12 protein-coding genes are annotated in these 14,457 nt (G+C 72.8%); 8 read left to right on the top strand and 4 right to left on the bottom strand.

The window, feature by feature from the left end; translation table 11 throughout:
- The first annotated feature begins 52 nt into the window (after positions 1-52).
- Both WME98_RS45040 and WME98_RS45035 read left to right on the top strand, forming a co-directional pair.
- Complete coding sequence (locus tag WME98_RS45040) at positions 53-1,183, top strand: pirin family protein (RefSeq protein ID WP_437947769.1); 1,131 nt, start codon at positions 53-55, stop codon at positions 1,181-1,183.
- Positions 1,184-1,392: 209 nt separating this feature from the next.
- Positions 1,393-2,442: an endonuclease/exonuclease/phosphatase family protein gene (locus WME98_RS45035; protein ID WP_437947768.1), complete on the top strand. Its 1,050-nt coding sequence runs from the start codon at positions 1,393-1,395 to the stop codon at positions 2,440-2,442.
- A gap of 9 nt (positions 2,443-2,451) precedes the next feature.
- Here the strand turns inward: WME98_RS45035 and WME98_RS45030 are convergent, their stop codons facing one another.
- The 3 genes from WME98_RS45030 to WME98_RS45020 form a co-directional block, all read right to left on the bottom strand.
- A complete protein-coding gene (locus WME98_RS45030; RefSeq protein ID WP_437947767.1) occupies positions 2,452-4,425 on the bottom strand; it encodes a serine hydrolase domain-containing protein in 1,974 nt (657 codons plus the stop codon).
- Positions 4,426-4,503: 78 nt separating this feature from the next.
- Positions 4,504-5,514, bottom strand: a complete 1,011-nt coding sequence (locus WME98_RS45025) for a helix-turn-helix transcriptional regulator (RefSeq protein WP_437947766.1) — start codon at positions 5,512-5,514, stop codon at positions 4,504-4,506.
- Between the two features lie 113 nt (positions 5,515-5,627).
- On the bottom strand, positions 5,628-6,548 hold the full coding sequence (locus WME98_RS45020; protein ID WP_437947765.1) for an SMP-30/gluconolactonase/LRE family protein: 921 nt from the start codon (positions 6,546-6,548) through the stop codon (positions 5,628-5,630).
- A gap of 495 nt (positions 6,549-7,043) precedes the next feature.
- Here WME98_RS45020 and WME98_RS45015 point away from each other — a divergent pair, with 495 nt between their 5' ends.
- The 6 genes from WME98_RS45015 to WME98_RS44990 all read left to right on the top strand — a co-directional run bounded on the left by WME98_RS45015 (position 7,044) and on the right by WME98_RS44990 (position 13,448).
- Positions 7,044-8,042, top strand: a complete 999-nt coding sequence (locus WME98_RS45015) for a PAS domain-containing protein (RefSeq protein WP_437947764.1) — start codon at positions 7,044-7,046, stop codon at positions 8,040-8,042.
- A gap of 306 nt (positions 8,043-8,348) precedes the next feature.
- Positions 8,349-9,221, top strand: coding sequence for an ABC transporter permease (locus WME98_RS45010; RefSeq protein ID WP_437947763.1), 873 nt, complete (start codon positions 8,349-8,351; stop codon positions 9,219-9,221).
- Complete coding sequence (locus tag WME98_RS45005) at positions 9,218-10,072, top strand: ABC transporter ATP-binding protein (RefSeq protein ID WP_437947762.1); 855 nt, start codon at positions 9,218-9,220, stop codon at positions 10,070-10,072. Before WME98_RS45010 ends, WME98_RS45005 begins: the two co-directional genes overlap by 4 nt.
- Positions 10,069-11,118, top strand: a complete 1,050-nt coding sequence (locus WME98_RS45000) for an ABC transporter substrate-binding protein (RefSeq protein WP_437947761.1) — start codon at positions 10,069-10,071, stop codon at positions 11,116-11,118. Before WME98_RS45005 ends, WME98_RS45000 begins: the two co-directional genes overlap by 4 nt.
- Positions 11,115-11,570 carry a nucleoside deaminase gene (locus WME98_RS44995; RefSeq protein ID WP_437947760.1) on the top strand — a complete coding sequence of 152 codons (456 nt, stop codon included), beginning with the start codon at positions 11,115-11,117 and terminating at the stop codon, positions 11,568-11,570. Before WME98_RS45000 ends, WME98_RS44995 begins: the two co-directional genes overlap by 4 nt.
- A gap of 276 nt (positions 11,571-11,846) precedes the next feature.
- Positions 11,847-13,448 (top strand): amidohydrolase family protein, encoded by a 1,602-nt coding sequence (locus tag WME98_RS44990; RefSeq protein WP_437947759.1) that lies wholly within the window; start codon positions 11,847-11,849, stop codon positions 13,446-13,448.
- Here the strand turns inward: WME98_RS44990 and WME98_RS44985 are convergent.
- Positions 13,416-14,399: an asparaginase gene (locus WME98_RS44985; RefSeq protein WP_437947758.1), complete on the bottom strand. Its 984-nt coding sequence runs from the start codon at positions 14,397-14,399 to the stop codon at positions 13,416-13,418. The genes WME98_RS44990 and WME98_RS44985 overlap by 33 nt on opposite strands.
- Positions 14,400-14,457 lie beyond the last annotated feature (58 nt).

Raw genomic sequence — 14,457 nt, 5'->3', positions numbered from 1 at the left:
AACGCCGCGTTGCGCGCGCGCACCGTTGTCCGTCGACGGGTGGCACCTTACGATGGCTGCCATGGATCGCCGCACTGCCCTCGGGGCCCTCGCCGCCGCGCCCGTCGCGGCCGCGTGCGCCCGCACCGAGCCCTCGCCCAGCCGCACCGATGAAGCCGCGCTCACCGCGGAGGACGTGGTCCGCGGCGTCGCGCCGCTCGGCTCGCCCTGGGAGACGCTCGACCCGTTCCTGTTCTGCGTCCACCACGACGACGCGTACCCGGCCGGCAACGAGCGGATGGGGCCGGCCGCATCGCTCGCGGGCCGCGCCATCGGCCGCGATTTCGCGGGCAAGGACGGCTGGCGCATGTACCACGGCGCGGTGGTCCCCGGCTTCCCGCAGCACCCGCACCGCGGCTTCGAGACCGTGACGATCGTGCGGCGCGGGCTCGTCGATCATTCGGACTCGCTCGGCGCGGCCGCGCGCTACGGCCGCGGCGACGTCCAGTGGCTCACGGCGGGGAGCGGCATCGTGCACGCGGAGATGTTCCCGCTCGTCGAGGAGGGCGGGCCCAACCCGCTCGAGCTCTTCCAGATCTGGCTCAACCTCCCGCGCGCCGACAAGCTCGCCGACCCGCACTTCGTGATGATGTGGGGCGACACGATCCCGAGGCAGCTCGCGCGCGACGCCGCCGGCAGGGCGACCGAGATCACCGTGGTCGCCGGCCGCTTCGGCGAGCTCCGCCCGCCGGCGCCGCCGCCGAAATCGTGGGCGGCGCGCGCGGACGCCGACGTCGCGATCTGGACGCTCAAGATGGCGCCGGGCGCGCGGTTCGCGCTGCCGGCCGCCTCGCCGGGGACGAACCGCGCCCTCTACTTCTTCCGCGGCGCCGAGCTGCGCGTCGGCGCCCGCCGCGTCCCCGGGGGCCAGCGGATCACGCTCCGCGACGGCGCCGCCGCGCTCCTCGAGAACGGCCCCGACGAGGCCGAGATCCTGCTCCTCCAGGGCCGGCCCATCGGCGAGCCCGTCGCGCAGCACGGCCCCTTCGTGATGACCTCGATGGCCGAGGTCCAGCAGGCCTTCCTCGACTACCGGCGGACCGGCTTCGGCGGGTGGCCGTGGCCGAGCGACGATCCGGTCCACGGGCGCGCGGAAGGCCGGTTCGCGCGGTACCCCGACGGGCGCGTCGACAAGGCCGGATGATCCTCGCCGGGGCGAGCCCGAGCGGCGCTCCGGCGTGAACGCCGGCCCTCGGCGGTGTTGGACAGGAGCCTGCGCCAGCGAGGCGGCCGACCGACATCCCAGGATCGCGCGGCGAGCAGCGCCACGGCGGCGCCGCGGACGAGGGCGCGAATGCGGCGACGACAACCGTGTTCGCGCCGACGGGCACACCGCGTGCATCGCCGCGCGCGATGCCGTTCCGGATTGCCACCTTCAATGCAGGGCTCGCCGTCGGGGTGCTGCCGTACGCGACGGAGCGCGTGCCGCGCGTGGTCGAGGCGCTCGCCGCGCTCGACGTGGACCTCCTGTTCGTGCAGGAGTTCTGGCTCGACGCGCACTGGGATCTGCTCCGCCGAGCGCTGGAGTCGCGCCTGCCGCACGCGCTCCGGCCGGAGCCCGCGCACCCGGCCCCGCGCGCGGCGTGCGGCGCCTCCCAGGTGAGGCCGCTCGTCGCGTGCGCTGAGGCGAAATGCAGCGGGCTGACGGACGAGGCGCTCGCGCGCTGCGTCGTGCAGAGCTGCGCGCCCACCGCGCTCGCCCTCCCCACCCCGTGCCTCAACTGCATCGCGAGCCGCCCTGTCGGCACGATCCACGAGATCGTCGACCGGTGCGTCGGGGACCCGGCGACGCCCGCGGCGCCGGCCGCGGGCTCGTCGTCGCGCTTCGGCGGGCTCATCGCGTACGGCGGCTCGTTCGGCACGGGGCTGCTCGCGGCCGCGCCGCTCGACGATCGCGACCTCCTCGTGTTCGAGTCGACCGTGAACGCCCGCGGCGCCCTGTACGCGCGCGTCGCGGCGGCCGAGCTCGGCGCGCTGCACGTGTTCGCGGCGCACCTGTCGCCGGGCGGCCCGGAGCAGCCGCCCCAGCTCGAGCGGCTGCTCGGCTGGGTCGATGCGAAGGCGGGCGGCGCGCCGGCGCTGCTCCTCGGCGATCTCAACACCACGCCCGGCTCGTCGCTGTTCCGCCGCCTGGAGCGCGCCGGGTTCCGCGACGCCGACGTGCCCGATCGCCGCGCGACCTTCTCGCACGACGGGCTCGGCACGGGCGACGTCGAGGACTCGGGCTGGCGGCTCGATCACGTGCTCGTGCGCGGCCTCGACGCGGGCCTCCGCGCGGACCGCATCCTGGACGCGCCCATCACGATCCAGGCCGCGGGGCGCGCCGTCCGGACGACGCTGTCGGACCATTTCGGCGTCCTGGCCACGATCGAAGGCGCCGGCGCGGAGCGGGCCGCCCGCTGACGCCGCGCCTCAGGGCCTCTCCGGGCACCTGCCCGCCTGCGGCGCCGCCTCGAGCTCGAGCTCGCGGACGCGGCCGGGCGCGCCGGGATCGAGCTCGAGCTTCATCACCATGTTCCCGCCGCGCTCGCACACGAGGCGGAAGGAGTGCTCCTGCTCCCCGTCGGACTCGATCGATCCGCCGAGCTTGCACCGCCCGTGCGCCGCGCGCAGCTCGGAGAGCTCTCGCTGGACGGCGCCCTCGTCGACGGCGTGCGAGAACACCTGCTGGAAGGGAGCCGTCTTCTGGCCGGAGGCGAGCGCGACGACCTGCTCCGCGCTGCGCTTCATCGCCTCGGTGGGCGGCGCGACGGCGCTGAAACGAAAGGCGCTGATCTTCGATGTCCCGGCGTCGAGGGTGAGCTTGGCCGCCATGCGCCCTCGCTCGCAGGCCATCGCGAACCGCGCCTCGCGCGCCCCCTTGGACGAGATCAGCGCGCCGGGCTTGCAGGCGCCGTGGTCCTTCCGCAGGCGCTCGACGATCTCCTCGAAGGCGCCCGGCGAGACGTGCTCGACGAAGCCCTTCGTGAAGAGCTCTTCATAACGCGCCCGCTCGAAGCGGTCGTACAGGGCGACGGACGCCTGGAAGGCCGACTCCAGGCGAGGGCTCGGGCGCTCCTTCCGGGGCGCGGTGACGCCGGCGCGCCGGAGCGCCGCGCGCACCTCGCCGAGCAGCGCCTCCCGGTCCGTGTCGACGAGGCTCGAGAGCAGCACGAGCCCCACGCCGGCGCGCGGATAGAGCTCCACCCAGGCGGAGTATCCGTCGACCGCCCCGCTGTGCAGGACGACCTCTTCGTCCTCGCAGCTCTCGAGAGCGCGCCAGGCGAGCCCGATCGCGCTCGCCCTCGCGTCGACCGCGTAACGGCCCTCGGGACGCGCCGGGTCGACCGAGAGGTGCGCGGGCCGCGCCGCGGTGTGGGCCTCGCGGATCGAGCTCCGCCGGAGGGGGCCCGCCTCCGCGCCGCCGCGCGGCGGATAGGCCGAGAGCTGGAAGGCGGCGTAACGTGCCATGTCGCGCACGGACGCATAGAGCCCGCCGGCCGCCTCGGACGCGCCGAACCGCCAGTGGGGCTCCGGCTTCAGCTTGCCGTGCTTCTTCACGTGCCCTGTCGCGAGGCGCCCCGGGGGGACGGCGCCCTCGTCCCAGACCGAGGACGTCATGCCGAGCGGCGCGAGGATCGTCTCGCTCACGTAATCGCGGTAGCGGCGCCCGGAGACGCGCTCGACGACGAGCCCGAGGAGGGAGAACCCGAAGTTCGAATAGACCTCCTTCGTCCCGGGGACGTACTCCAGGGCCGTGCCGGGCACCGCCGCGCGGACCTCTGCCGCGGTGACCTCGCGCGTCGAATCCGAGTATTCGAACCGACCGAGCCGCGGCAGCCCCGAAGCATGGGTGAGCAGGTGCCGCAGCGTGATCCGCGGCGAGTCGGCGGTCGGATAGACGACCTCCGCGAGCTCCGGGAGGTAGCGCGACGCGGGGTCGTCCAGCGCGAGCTTGCCCTCGTCGCGGAGCTTCAGGATCGCGGCCGCGGTGAAGGTCTTCGTGATCGAGCCGACGCGGTAGACGGTATCGGCGTCCGGCGCCGCCCCGGTCGCCGGATCGATCGCGCCGAAGCCCCGGGAGACCGCGAGCTCGCCGCCCTCGACGATGCCGATGGCGAACCCCGGCAGCTTCTGTCGATCGAGCTCGGCGCCGAGGTGGGCCTCGATCTGCGGCACGATGGCGAGGAGCTTCGTCCGGCGCCCGGGGTCGTCGACCCACGCGGGCGGGTCTTCGGCGACGAGGATCGGCGCGTCGGTCGGCGCGGGCGGCGCGGGCGATGGCGCGGCCGCCGCCGCCGCGCGGGGGGCCGGCCGCGGCGCCGGGGCCGCGGGCGCGACGGGCCGCTCGCCCGCGGCGCAGCGGGTCAGCGTGAGGAGCAGCGACAGGAGGGCGGCGCGGCGCATGGGCGAGGCGCGAGGCTACCAGGACCGGGTGCCGGGGTCATCGCTCGCCGCGGGCGCGCCGGGGGACGCGCGCGCCCGTCACCCGGCGCGGACGGCGGGCGGCGGATCGGGCGGCTCGCTCCAGCAATCGTTCGCGCCGGCCCGGTGCTGCGCGCGGTACTCCGACGGGCTGACGCCCTCGGATCGCCGGAACTGCTCGGCGAAGCGCGACGCCGAGTCGTAGCCGCAGGCGGTCGCGACCTCCAGCACGCCGTGGCGCCCCGAGCGCAGGAGCGTCTTGGCCAGCTCGAGGCGCTCCTTCCACAGGAGGGCCCGGAACGAGACCCCCTTCGCGCCGAGCCGGCGGCGCAGCGTCGCGTTGCTCACCCCGAGCGCGCGCGCCACGTCCTGCGCCGCCCAGGGGCGCGCCGGATCGCGGCGCACCAGCGTCCGGACCGCGAGCGTCGGATCGAGCGCCAGCGTCGACGCGGCGGCGCGCCCCTCCTCGAGCTGCTCCCGGTGCTGCAAGAGCAGGGTTAGAACGAGGTCCTCCAGCCGGTGCTCGAGGAGCAGCGCGTGCGCGCCGGGCAGGAGGAGCGTGCTCACGAGGTGGATCATCGCCTGGATCGACGGCAGCGCGGAGCGCAGGAGGTGCGGCCGATCCGCCTCGAAGCCGCCGAGCCCCCGCTGGACGCAGAGCGTGGGGTAGCGGCGCTGGAGCCGCGCGTCGACCTCGCTCAGGAGCTCGACGGTGAACGCGCGGTAGACGCCGCGCTCCGGGTCGGGCTCGTTCACGAGCTCGAGGGGGATGCCCTGCGGCACGAGCAGGATCTGCCCTTCCCGGGCGACGAGGCGCGCGTTGCCGTCCGGGCCGTCGAGGAAGATCCGCTTCGTGCCGTCGAGGATGAGCACGATGAGCGGCCGGGAGAGCCGCTGGATCGAGACCCGATCGCGCGCGCGGGAGAAGACCCCGATCCACCGGGCCAGGCCGGCGCCGTTCGCGCCGCCCGCCGCGGACGCGCGCTCCAGGCGGGCCAGGGCCTCCCGGAGCGCGCTCCAGGCCTGGGCGTGATCGGAGGGCTCGAGCAGTCGTGTGAGCTGGGTCGTCATCGTCGCTCCTGATTCCTGGACCGTGGCTCGCTCGCCGCGGGACGCCCGCCAGACCGGCCGGGGGGCAGAGCGTAACCGCGGAGGTACGCGGGCCAAAGCGCTCTTCCGCAGGATCATCGGACGTCGAGCAGGACGACCTCGTCATCGTTGAAGAGCGGGACCAGCAGGCGATTCCTCGATCGGTCCCAGCCGAGGTCGGCCGGGCTCGGGAGGTCCTCGGCGAGGGTGGAGACGCGCGGCGCCGCGCCCCCGGCCGGGTCGATCGCGAAGATGGCGCCCGCGTCCCAGCTCGACACGAGGACCCGGCCGTCGTCGAGGCGCACGAGGCCGTCCAGCGAGCCCGCCGGCAGCGCGAGCTCGCGCCGCCTCTCGCCCGAGGCGTCGTACACGTCCACCCGCGCCGCGCCGAGGTAGGCGACCCAGATCTCGCCGTCCGCGCACGCGACGCCGTTCGGGTGCGGCAGCGCGGGGTCGGCGACGATGCGCGACACCTGCCCGCTCGGCGCGATCACGACGAGCGCGTCCGTGCCGACGCCGGTGATGGCGCCGCCCTCGAGGGTCACGCCCGTGTCGGACACCACGATCGCGCCGTCGGGCATGACCGCGATGTCGTTGAGCAGGCCGGCGCCGGGCACCTCGATGTCCTGGATCGGCGCGCCGTCGCCCGCGTCGAAGACGCGGACCGCATCGATGTCGGCCACGTAGAGCTTTCCGCCCGCGATGGCCATGCCCTTGGGGGCGCTCAGGGTGACGCCCTCCGAGGCGCCGTCGATCCACGTGAGGTCGAGGACCTCGCCGTCCGGAGAGACGCGCGAGATGAAGCCTCGATCGTCCTTGTCGACGGGCGAGCCGACGATGTTCGAGACCAGGTACACGTCGCGCTCCTCGTCGTGAAGCACGGACTCGGGCGTGGTGAAGCCGCCGACGCTGCGGCGCTCCGGCGCGACCGGCGCCGCGTCTTCGGCGCACGCCTGGAGGACGACGGCGGACAGGGAGACGAGGACTGCAGCGAGGCGCTTCGGGTGCGATTTCATGGGGGCTCTCTCGGTTGAACACGGCCGGCGACGCGCCGGGTGTGCGCCTACCGTGCTCCCGGTCGCCGCGCGGCGCGCGCCCGCGGCGCTCATTGACGCGCCCGAAACGCTCACGGCGGCGCCGGGCCGTCCGGCCCCGCGAGATGAAGAGTCCTCTCCTCGGCGTCCTGGCGCCTCATCTCCATGTCTGAGCAGCGGTCTCGGGCTCCGTGAGACGAGCATGCCAATCGTCCTCGGCTCACGTCCAATGGGCGCGCTCGGAGTACAGCTTGAACATCGCGCGCCGCGATGGCCGGATCTCCACGAGGACGACGAACGTCTTGGTCGAGATCGATAGAGCCCGCCTGTCCGCCGGGACGACGCCAAACGCGACGAGTGCGACGAGTGCGACGAGTGCGACGAGTACGACGAGTGCGACGCTAGGACCTCGTTTGACCAGTGTTGCGCTCCAGACAATCATGCGCTAAATGTGGCGGCCAGCACGTGGTACACTGAATGCGGTCCGAGCCACACAACGACACGCCGAACGACACGCCGCTGGAGGAGCAGGTAGCCGCGCTGCGGAGGCGCGTCGCAGAGCTGGAGGAGGAGCTGGCCGAGGCGCGGCGTCCGCGCGAGAACACACCTGCCGAGGTGCAGCACGGGCTCCTGGCCAAGTTCTTTTCGGTGGACGGCTCCGGCCACGCCGCGCTCCTCGACGCGATCCCGGCGATGGTGTTCTTCAAGGATCGCGACCACCGCTACCTCGCCGTCAACAAGGCCTACGCCGATCACTATCGCCTCTCGGCCGACAAGATCATCGGGAAGCGCGACGAGGAGATCTTCGTCCCGGAGGTCGCGCAGAGCTACCGCGAGAACGACGAGATCATCATGTCGGACGGGGTGCCGCGGCTGAACGTGGAGCTCCGGTGGAAGCTCGAGGACGGGAGCGACGGCTGGACGCTGGAGAACAACGTCCCCTTCCGCGACGACCGCGGCCGCGTGATCGGGATGGTGGGGGTCGTGGTCGACATGACCGCACGAAAGAGGACGGAAGAGGCGCTGCGGCAGATCGAGTCCGACCTCCTCGCCAGCCAGTCGCGGCTCCTCGAGACGATAGCCGCCCTCTCGACGCCGGTGCTGCCGATCGACGAGGGCGTCCTCGTCCTGCCGCTCGTCGGCCACCTCGACCGATCTCGGTGCCGGAAGCTCATGACGGCGATGCTGCACGGCGTGGAGCGCCATGACGCCGAGTTCGTGATCCTCGATCTCACCGGCGTCCCGCTCATCGACGGCGACGTCGCGAATCACATCCTGCGCGCCGTGCAGGCCGTGGTTCTGCTCGGCGCGCAGTGCGTCCTCGTGGGCATGTCCGCGCGCACCGCCGGCTCGCTCGTGAACACCGGCGAGTCGCTCGACGAGCTCGTCCTCCTGAGGGATCTCCGGGCCGGCGTGCGCTACGCGATGGCCCGGCGCAAGGCGCTCGCCCGCGTCGATCCGATGATGCTCCCGTAGACGGCCCGAGCACGCGACGCGCGACGCGCCCCTCACCCGCTCACGGCCGGCGGCCTGCGCCTGCCGTGGCGCTCAACGCCTCTCCTCGCACCTCCACCCATCGTGCGCGACCCGGGGCGCGCGCCCCGAGCGCCAGATCTCACTTGACGGTCTGCCGCCGGGCTGGTGACATCGCTTCAGGATCGTCCTCACGAAGGTCGTTTGGAAGGTCGGTTGATCGCCTGGAGAACAGGCGCGGACCAGAGCTCGTCTTCGGGGCCGAATCGCCTCTCGTCTGGGCTCGCTCTGCCTCGAAAGAACGTCACGATGGGAGGCACGGAGGCCTTCACGAGGATGCTTGTCGACCCGAAGCTGCGCGCGCCGTCGCGCCAGTGCGGACAGGCGCCCCCCCGCTGGCTCGCGCTCGGGCGCGCGCTCCCGGGCCGGGCTCGCCTCGCGCTCGCGGCGGCGAGCTTCCTCTCGATGATCGCGCTCTACGCCTGGCTCCCGGATCGCGACGGGGCGAGCGCCGCCGTCGTCCCCACCCTCGCGAGCATCGGGCGCGCCACGGCCGACGCGCTCGCCGCCAGGGAGTTCTGGGTCGACGTCCAGCACAGCTTCCTGCGCGTCACGGCCGGGTTCGCCGCCGCCGCGCTCCTCGCCGTCCCCCTCGGCGTGCTCGCCGGCGCGTTCCGGTCGATCGCCGCGCTGCTCGAGCCGCCGGCCGAGTTTCTCCGCTACGTCCCGGTCCCGGCGCTCATCCCGCTCGTCATGATCGCGGCGGGCATCGGCGAGGGCGCGAAGGTCCTCCTCGTGTTCCTGGGGACCTTCTTTCAGCTGCTGCTCATGACCGCGGACGAGGTGCGGCGGGTCCCGGCGCACCTGCTCCACGTCAGCCAGAGCCTCGGCGCGAACCGGCGCGAGATCGTCTGGCGCGTCCTCGCCCCGGCCGCCCTCCCGGGGATCTGGAGCGCGCTGCGCATGTGCAACGGCTGGGCGTGGAGCTACGTCGTCGTCGCGGAGCTCGTGGCGGCGACCGAGGGCCTCGGCTTTCGCATCCTGCGCTTCTACCGCTTCATCCAGACGCCGAGCATCTACGCTTACCTCCTGGTGCTGGGGCTCCTCGGCCTCGGGCTCGACTGGGTGTTCCGCGCGGCCTCTCGCCGCCTCTTCCGCTGGACGAGAGGCGCCGGGGCATGAAGCTGTCGCTGCGCGGCGTCAGCAAGACGTACTCCGGCCGCCGCGGCGAGACGGACGCCCTCGTGCCGCTCGACATGGCCGTCCGCGAGGGCGAGTTCATCAGCCTGGTGGGCCCCTCCGGGTGCGGCAAATCGACGCTCTTGCACATCGTCGCCGGCCTCGAGCCGGCGACCTCCGGCGCCGTCGAGCTCGACGGCGAGCGCGTCCTCGGCCCCGGCGCCGAGATCGGCCTCATGTTCCAGCAGCAGACGCTGTTCCCCTGGCTCAGCGTCCGCGAGAACGTCCGCTTCCCGCTGACGCTCGCGCACCACCGCGGCCGCGCGGCCGGGGGCGACCGCGATCGGGGGGCGGCGCGGGTCGAGAGCCTACTGCGCCTCGTCGGGCTCTGGGACTTCCGCGACAGCTACCCCGCGGAGCTGAGCGGCGGCATGCAGCAGCGCGCCGCCCTCGCGCGGGCGCTCGTCGGCAAGCCCGAGGTGCTGCTGATGGACGAGCCGTTCGGCGCGCTCGACGCCCAGACGCGCGAGCAGATGCAGGAGCTCGTGCTCCACCTCATCCAGCACCACCGCATCACCACGCTGTTCGTCACGCACGACGTGGACGAGGCCCTGCTCCTGTCCGATCGCGTCGCCGTCTTCTCGGAGCGGCCGGGGCGCGTCCTCGCCACCCTCGACGTGACGTTCGCGCGGGCGGCGCGCTCGTCGGCGCTCAAGCTCGACGAGGCGTTCCTGCACCAGAAGCGCGAGATCCTGGCGCTGCTGCGCGGGCGCGATCGGTTCGAGACGCAGCGCGATCGCCTGCTGTTCGGGCTCACCAACACGCAATCGAACTCGGGAGAAGGGGGACCATGAAACGAAGGACCGTCTTGCAAGAGCTCGGGGCGGCGCTCGCCTGCCTCGTCCTGTCCGTGGGCTGCTCGAACAAGGACGCGGCGCCGAGCGCGCCGGGCGCCGCCGCGGGCCCTAGCGCGGGCGCCGGGGCCGCCGCGCCGCCGGCCGCGGCGCCCGTGAAGCTCACCGTCGGTCACGACCTGTGGATCGGCTACTCGGGCGTCTTCCTCGCGAACGAGCTCGAGCTGTTCAAGAAGGCCGGGCTGACCGTGGAGCTCAAGCCGTTCTCGAACCCCGGGGACACGCTCGCGGCGCTGGCCGCGGGGCAGCTCGACGTCGGCCTCACCACCCTGCAGAACCTGGCGGTCTTGCACGGCAACAGCGAGTCGGACGTCGTGGCCATCGCCCTTGTCGACAGCTCGAACGGGGCGGACGCCGTGGTGGCGAAGGAGAGCGTCAAGACCATGGCCGATCTCAAGGGCAAGACGGTCGCCCTCACGCTCGGCGAGGTCAACCACATGCTGTTCCTCTTCGGCCTCGAGAAGAGCGGTATCAGCCCCGGCGACGTGAAGATCACGAGCATGAGCGCCGACGACGCGGGCGCCGCGTTCGTCGCCGGGAAGGTGGACGCCGCGGTCACCTGGGAGCCGTGGATCACCAAGGCCACCAAGAACGGAGGCCACGTGATCTTCTCGAGCGCCAGCATGCCCGACACGATCACGAACTCGGTGGCCGTGCAGCGGTCGAAGCTCGCCTCCGGGGGCGACGCCTACACGCGCCTGCTCGGCGCCATCGATCAGGGGGTCAAGACGCTGCGCAGCGAGCCGGACAAGGCCCACCCCATCATCGGCAAGTACTTGAACGCGTCGCCCGAGGACGTGAAGGGCATGCTGAGCGGCGACAAGATCTACGACCTGGCCGACAACAAGCAGCTCTTCGGCGCGGCGGACAAGGCCGGCCCCGCCTATGCCTCGGTGAAGTCGGTCGTCGACTTCACCGTCCAGTCGAAGCTCGTCAAGAAGGCGCCGGCGCCCGAGGCGCTGCTCGACCCGAGGTTCGTCCGATGACCCGCGACGACGAGCTCATGGGGCAGGCGCTGGAGCTCGCGCGCGGCGCGCAGCGCGCCGGCGAGCCGCCGTTCGGCGCGCTGGTGGTCGCCCCGGACGGCACGATCGTGGCCGAGGCGACCGACGAGGTGAACGGCCAGCGTGACTTCACGTACCACGCCGAGGTGGGCGCCGTCCGCCGCGCCTGCGCGGCCGTCGGGCCCGACTTGCAAGGATACACCCTCTACACGACGGTGGAGCCGTGCCCGATGTGCTTCACCGCGGCCTGGCTCGCCCGGATCAGCCGCGTCGTCTTCGGCTGCACGATGGCGGAGGTCACGGCGGCGACCGGCGGCGCGCAGCGCGAGCTCACCGTCCCGGCCCGGTGGATGAACGAGCATTCCGGCGCTCCCGTCGACCTCCTGGGCGGCGTCCGCGACGCGGAGTGCCTCGCGCTGTTCGGTCGAGCGTAGCGCGCGGGACGGACGGGCTCGCCGCCGGAGCCCGGGCGCGGGTGACCGCGGCTGACGAAGGACTGCTGCTGAGGAAGCAGACGCGCTGAACCGCTGCTCGGATCCGAGCAGCGCGCGGGGCGAGCGCGCCGGAGGGGCGCCGAAAATCTCGGTCGGACAAGGGCGATGCGTGGCGCCGGCCTCGGGGCACGCGCGTTGCAGCGAGCGGCGCGCCAACACGGCCATCGACCTTTCACCGGCGACCTCGGCGCGCCCCTCTCCTTCTCGGGAGTCTTCATGACCGACCGTATTGCTCGTCTCAAGGCCTCGCCCTCCGTGGCGGTCAAGGAAAAGCTCGATTACCCCGTCATCGACACGGACATCCACACCAACGATTACTCGCCGGCGCTCGAGGATTTCGTCGCCACGTACGGCGGCGCCAAGCTCGTGGACGATCTGCGCAAGGCGCTGAGCTCACGCCGGCGGAACGCCGAGAACAGCAGCGGCAAGGACTGGTACACCCAGACGCCCGAGGAGCGGCAGCATCACCGCACGGTCCGCTCCCCGTGGTGGGCGCGGGTGACGCGCAACACGCTGGACGTGGCCACGTACCACCTCCCGTCGCTGCTCGCCGAGCGGCTGGAGGAGCAGGGCTCCGACTACTCGGTGCTGTTCCCGAACAACACCCTCGCGCCGCTCGCCGTGAAGGACCGGGCCGCGCGGCAGGCGCTGACGCGCGCGATCAACCACTACCACGCGGATCTATTTCGCAAGTACAGCGACCGCCTCACCCCGGTGGCCGGCATCCCGCTGAACACGCCCGAGGAGGGCATCGAAGAGCTGGAGTTCGCCGTCAAGAAGCTCGGCCTCAAGGCGATCAACATCTCCGGCGGCGTCCGCCGCCCGATCAAGGCGATCGCGGAGAAGTACCCGCCGGACCAGCACCCGGAGATCGCGAAGTACGCGACCTACATCGACTTCTACGGCATCGACAGCGAGCACGACTACGATCCTTTCTGGGCGAAGGTGGTCGAGCTCGGCGTGCCCGTGCTCACCCACTATGGCAGCCAGGGCTGGACCGGGCGCTCGTCGATCAGCAACTACATGAACAACCACATCGGCCACTTCGCCGACGGCTCGGAGGCGTTCGCCAAGGCGCTGTTCTTCGGCGGCGTCACCCGCCGCTTCCCGGGGCTGCGCATCGGCATGCTCGAGGGCGGGGCGGACTGGGGCGCGCGGGTCTACATCCACCTCGTCGATCGGTTCCAGAAGCGCGGGCCCGAGGGCCTCAAGCACTACGACCCGGCGGCGACCGACCGCGCGCTCCTCACCGAGCTGTTCCGGCGCTACGGCGCGGATCTCGTGAAGGGGCGCTCCATCGAGGGCGAGCAGCTGATCGCCGACACGCTCGGGGTCGGGTACACGAGCGACGCGCGCCAGCCCGCGCCGGAGCACCGCAACGACTTCGCGGCCGCGGGCATCGAGAAGATCGAGGACATCCGCGATCGCTGGGTGAACAACTTCTTCTTCGGGTCCGAGTCGGACGACCGCACCATCGCGGCCGCGTTCAACGACAAGGCGAACCCGCTCGGCGCGAAGATCAACGCCATCTACTCCTCGGACGTCGGCCACTGGGACGTCCCCGACCTCACCGAGGCGCTCGCCGAGAGCTGGAACCTCGTGGAAGAGGGCGTCATCAGCGCCGAGGACTTCAAGGCGTACGTCTTCGAGAACCCGTACAAGCTCTACACCGAGGCCAACGCGAGCTTCTTCAAGGGCACGCGGGTCGAGGAGAAGCTCAAGCAGAGGGCGCAGGCGAAGGGCGACGAGCGGCGCGGCCCGCAGCCGGGCGCGCGGAGCGAGGGCTCACCCGGCAAAGCGATCGAAATAAGCGCGTAGCCCCGCCGCGTCGAGGCCCGCCCCCAGCGCGAACATCAGCGCCAGCCGCGCCTTGGGCCCCGAGAGCGCGCCCGCGGCGATCACCCCGAGGCCCTGCAGCCGCCGCCCGCCGCCGGGCGCGCCGTACGTCGGCGTGACCCGGCCGCCGGGGCAGCGCGAGCTCAGCACCACCGGGATGTCGGCCTGCACCAGCGCCGCGATCGCCCCTTCCCAGCTCCCGCAGACGTTCCCCGCGCCCGAGCCCTCGATCACGACCCCGCGCGCCCGGGCGTCGAGGAGCGCGCGCAGGAGGAGGTCGTCCATCCCCGACGCCATCTTGACGAGGTAGACCCGCGGCTCGGGCGACGCGAGCGGGAGCTGTGGCGTCCTCGCCGGGCGCGCGAAGACGCGGACGCCCTCGCCGTCGACCTCGCCGAGCGGCCCCGCGCCCGGCGAGGCGAAGGTGCCGAGCGCGGTCGTATGGGTCTTCATCACCCACCGGGCGGCGTGGATCTCGTCGTTCATCGCGACGAGCACCCCGAGCCCCCGCGCCGCCGGCGCGACCGCGACCCGCGCCGCCGAGACCAGGTTGCGCGGGCCGTCGGCGCCCGCCGTGCTCGCGTCGCGCATCGCGCCGGTGAGCACCACCGGGGTGTCGCCGTCGAGCAGCAGATCCAGCCCGAACGCGGTCTCCTCCAGCGTGTCGGTGCCGTGGGTGACGACGACGCCGGCCACCTCGGGATCGGCCTGCAGAGCGCGCGCGGCGCGCGCGACCTCCGCGATCCTGTCCGGGCCGAGGTTCCAGCTGCTCTCGAGGCAGAGCTCGGTGACCGCGATCTCGGCGACGCGCCCGAGCGCCGGCACGCCGGCGACGAGCTCCTCCGCGCGGACGGCGGGCACGGCGGCGCCCGTCTGCGGATCGACGCGGCTGGCGATGGTGCCGCCGGTGGTGACGAGGTGGAGTCGAGGCATGAGGTGGCTCCTTGGCAATGTCATCGTCGAATTGAACCTGGAAATCTGTGGGGAGAAG

Source organism: Sorangium sp. So ce296 (assembly GCF_051529605.1).
Classification (GTDB): Bacteria; Myxococcota_A; Polyangia; order Polyangiales; family Polyangiaceae; genus Sorangium; species Sorangium cellulosum_D.
The sequence above is the reverse complement of the archived record's forward strand: the minus strand, read 5'-3'. Positions and strand labels throughout refer to the sequence as shown.

Bases quoted from the DNA above. Each gene is read 5' to 3' on its own strand.
- WME98_RS45015 (WP_437947764.1), top strand. From the start codon at position 7,044: ATGCGGTCCGAGCCACACAACGACACGCCGAACGACACGCCGCTGGAG.
- WME98_RS44985 (WP_437947758.1), bottom strand. From the start codon at position 14,399: ATGCCTCGACTCCACCTCGTCACCACCGGCGGCACCATCGCCAGCCGC.
- WME98_RS45010 (WP_437947763.1), top strand. From the start codon at position 8,349: ATGGGAGGCACGGAGGCCTTCACGAGGATGCTTGTCGACCCGAAGCTG.
- WME98_RS44995 (WP_437947760.1), top strand. From the start codon at position 11,115: ATGACCCGCGACGACGAGCTCATGGGGCAGGCGCTGGAGCTCGCGCGC.
- WME98_RS44990 (WP_437947759.1), top strand. From the start codon at position 11,847: ATGACCGACCGTATTGCTCGTCTCAAGGCCTCGCCCTCCGTGGCGGTC.
- WME98_RS45005 (WP_437947762.1), top strand. From the start codon at position 9,218: ATGAAGCTGTCGCTGCGCGGCGTCAGCAAGACGTACTCCGGCCGCCGC.
- WME98_RS45025 (WP_437947766.1), bottom strand. From the start codon at position 5,514: ATGACGACCCAGCTCACACGACTGCTCGAGCCCTCCGATCACGCCCAG.
- WME98_RS45030 (WP_437947767.1), bottom strand. From the start codon at position 4,425: ATGCGCCGCGCCGCCCTCCTGTCGCTGCTCCTCACGCTGACCCGCTGC.
- WME98_RS45020 (WP_437947765.1), bottom strand. From the start codon at position 6,548: ATGAAATCGCACCCGAAGCGCCTCGCTGCAGTCCTCGTCTCCCTGTCC.
- WME98_RS45035 (WP_437947768.1), top strand. From the start codon at position 1,393: ATGCCGTTCCGGATTGCCACCTTCAATGCAGGGCTCGCCGTCGGGGTG.
- WME98_RS45000 (WP_437947761.1), top strand. From the start codon at position 10,069: ATGAAACGAAGGACCGTCTTGCAAGAGCTCGGGGCGGCGCTCGCCTGC.
- WME98_RS45040 (WP_437947769.1), top strand. From the start codon at position 53: ATGGCTGCCATGGATCGCCGCACTGCCCTCGGGGCCCTCGCCGCCGCG.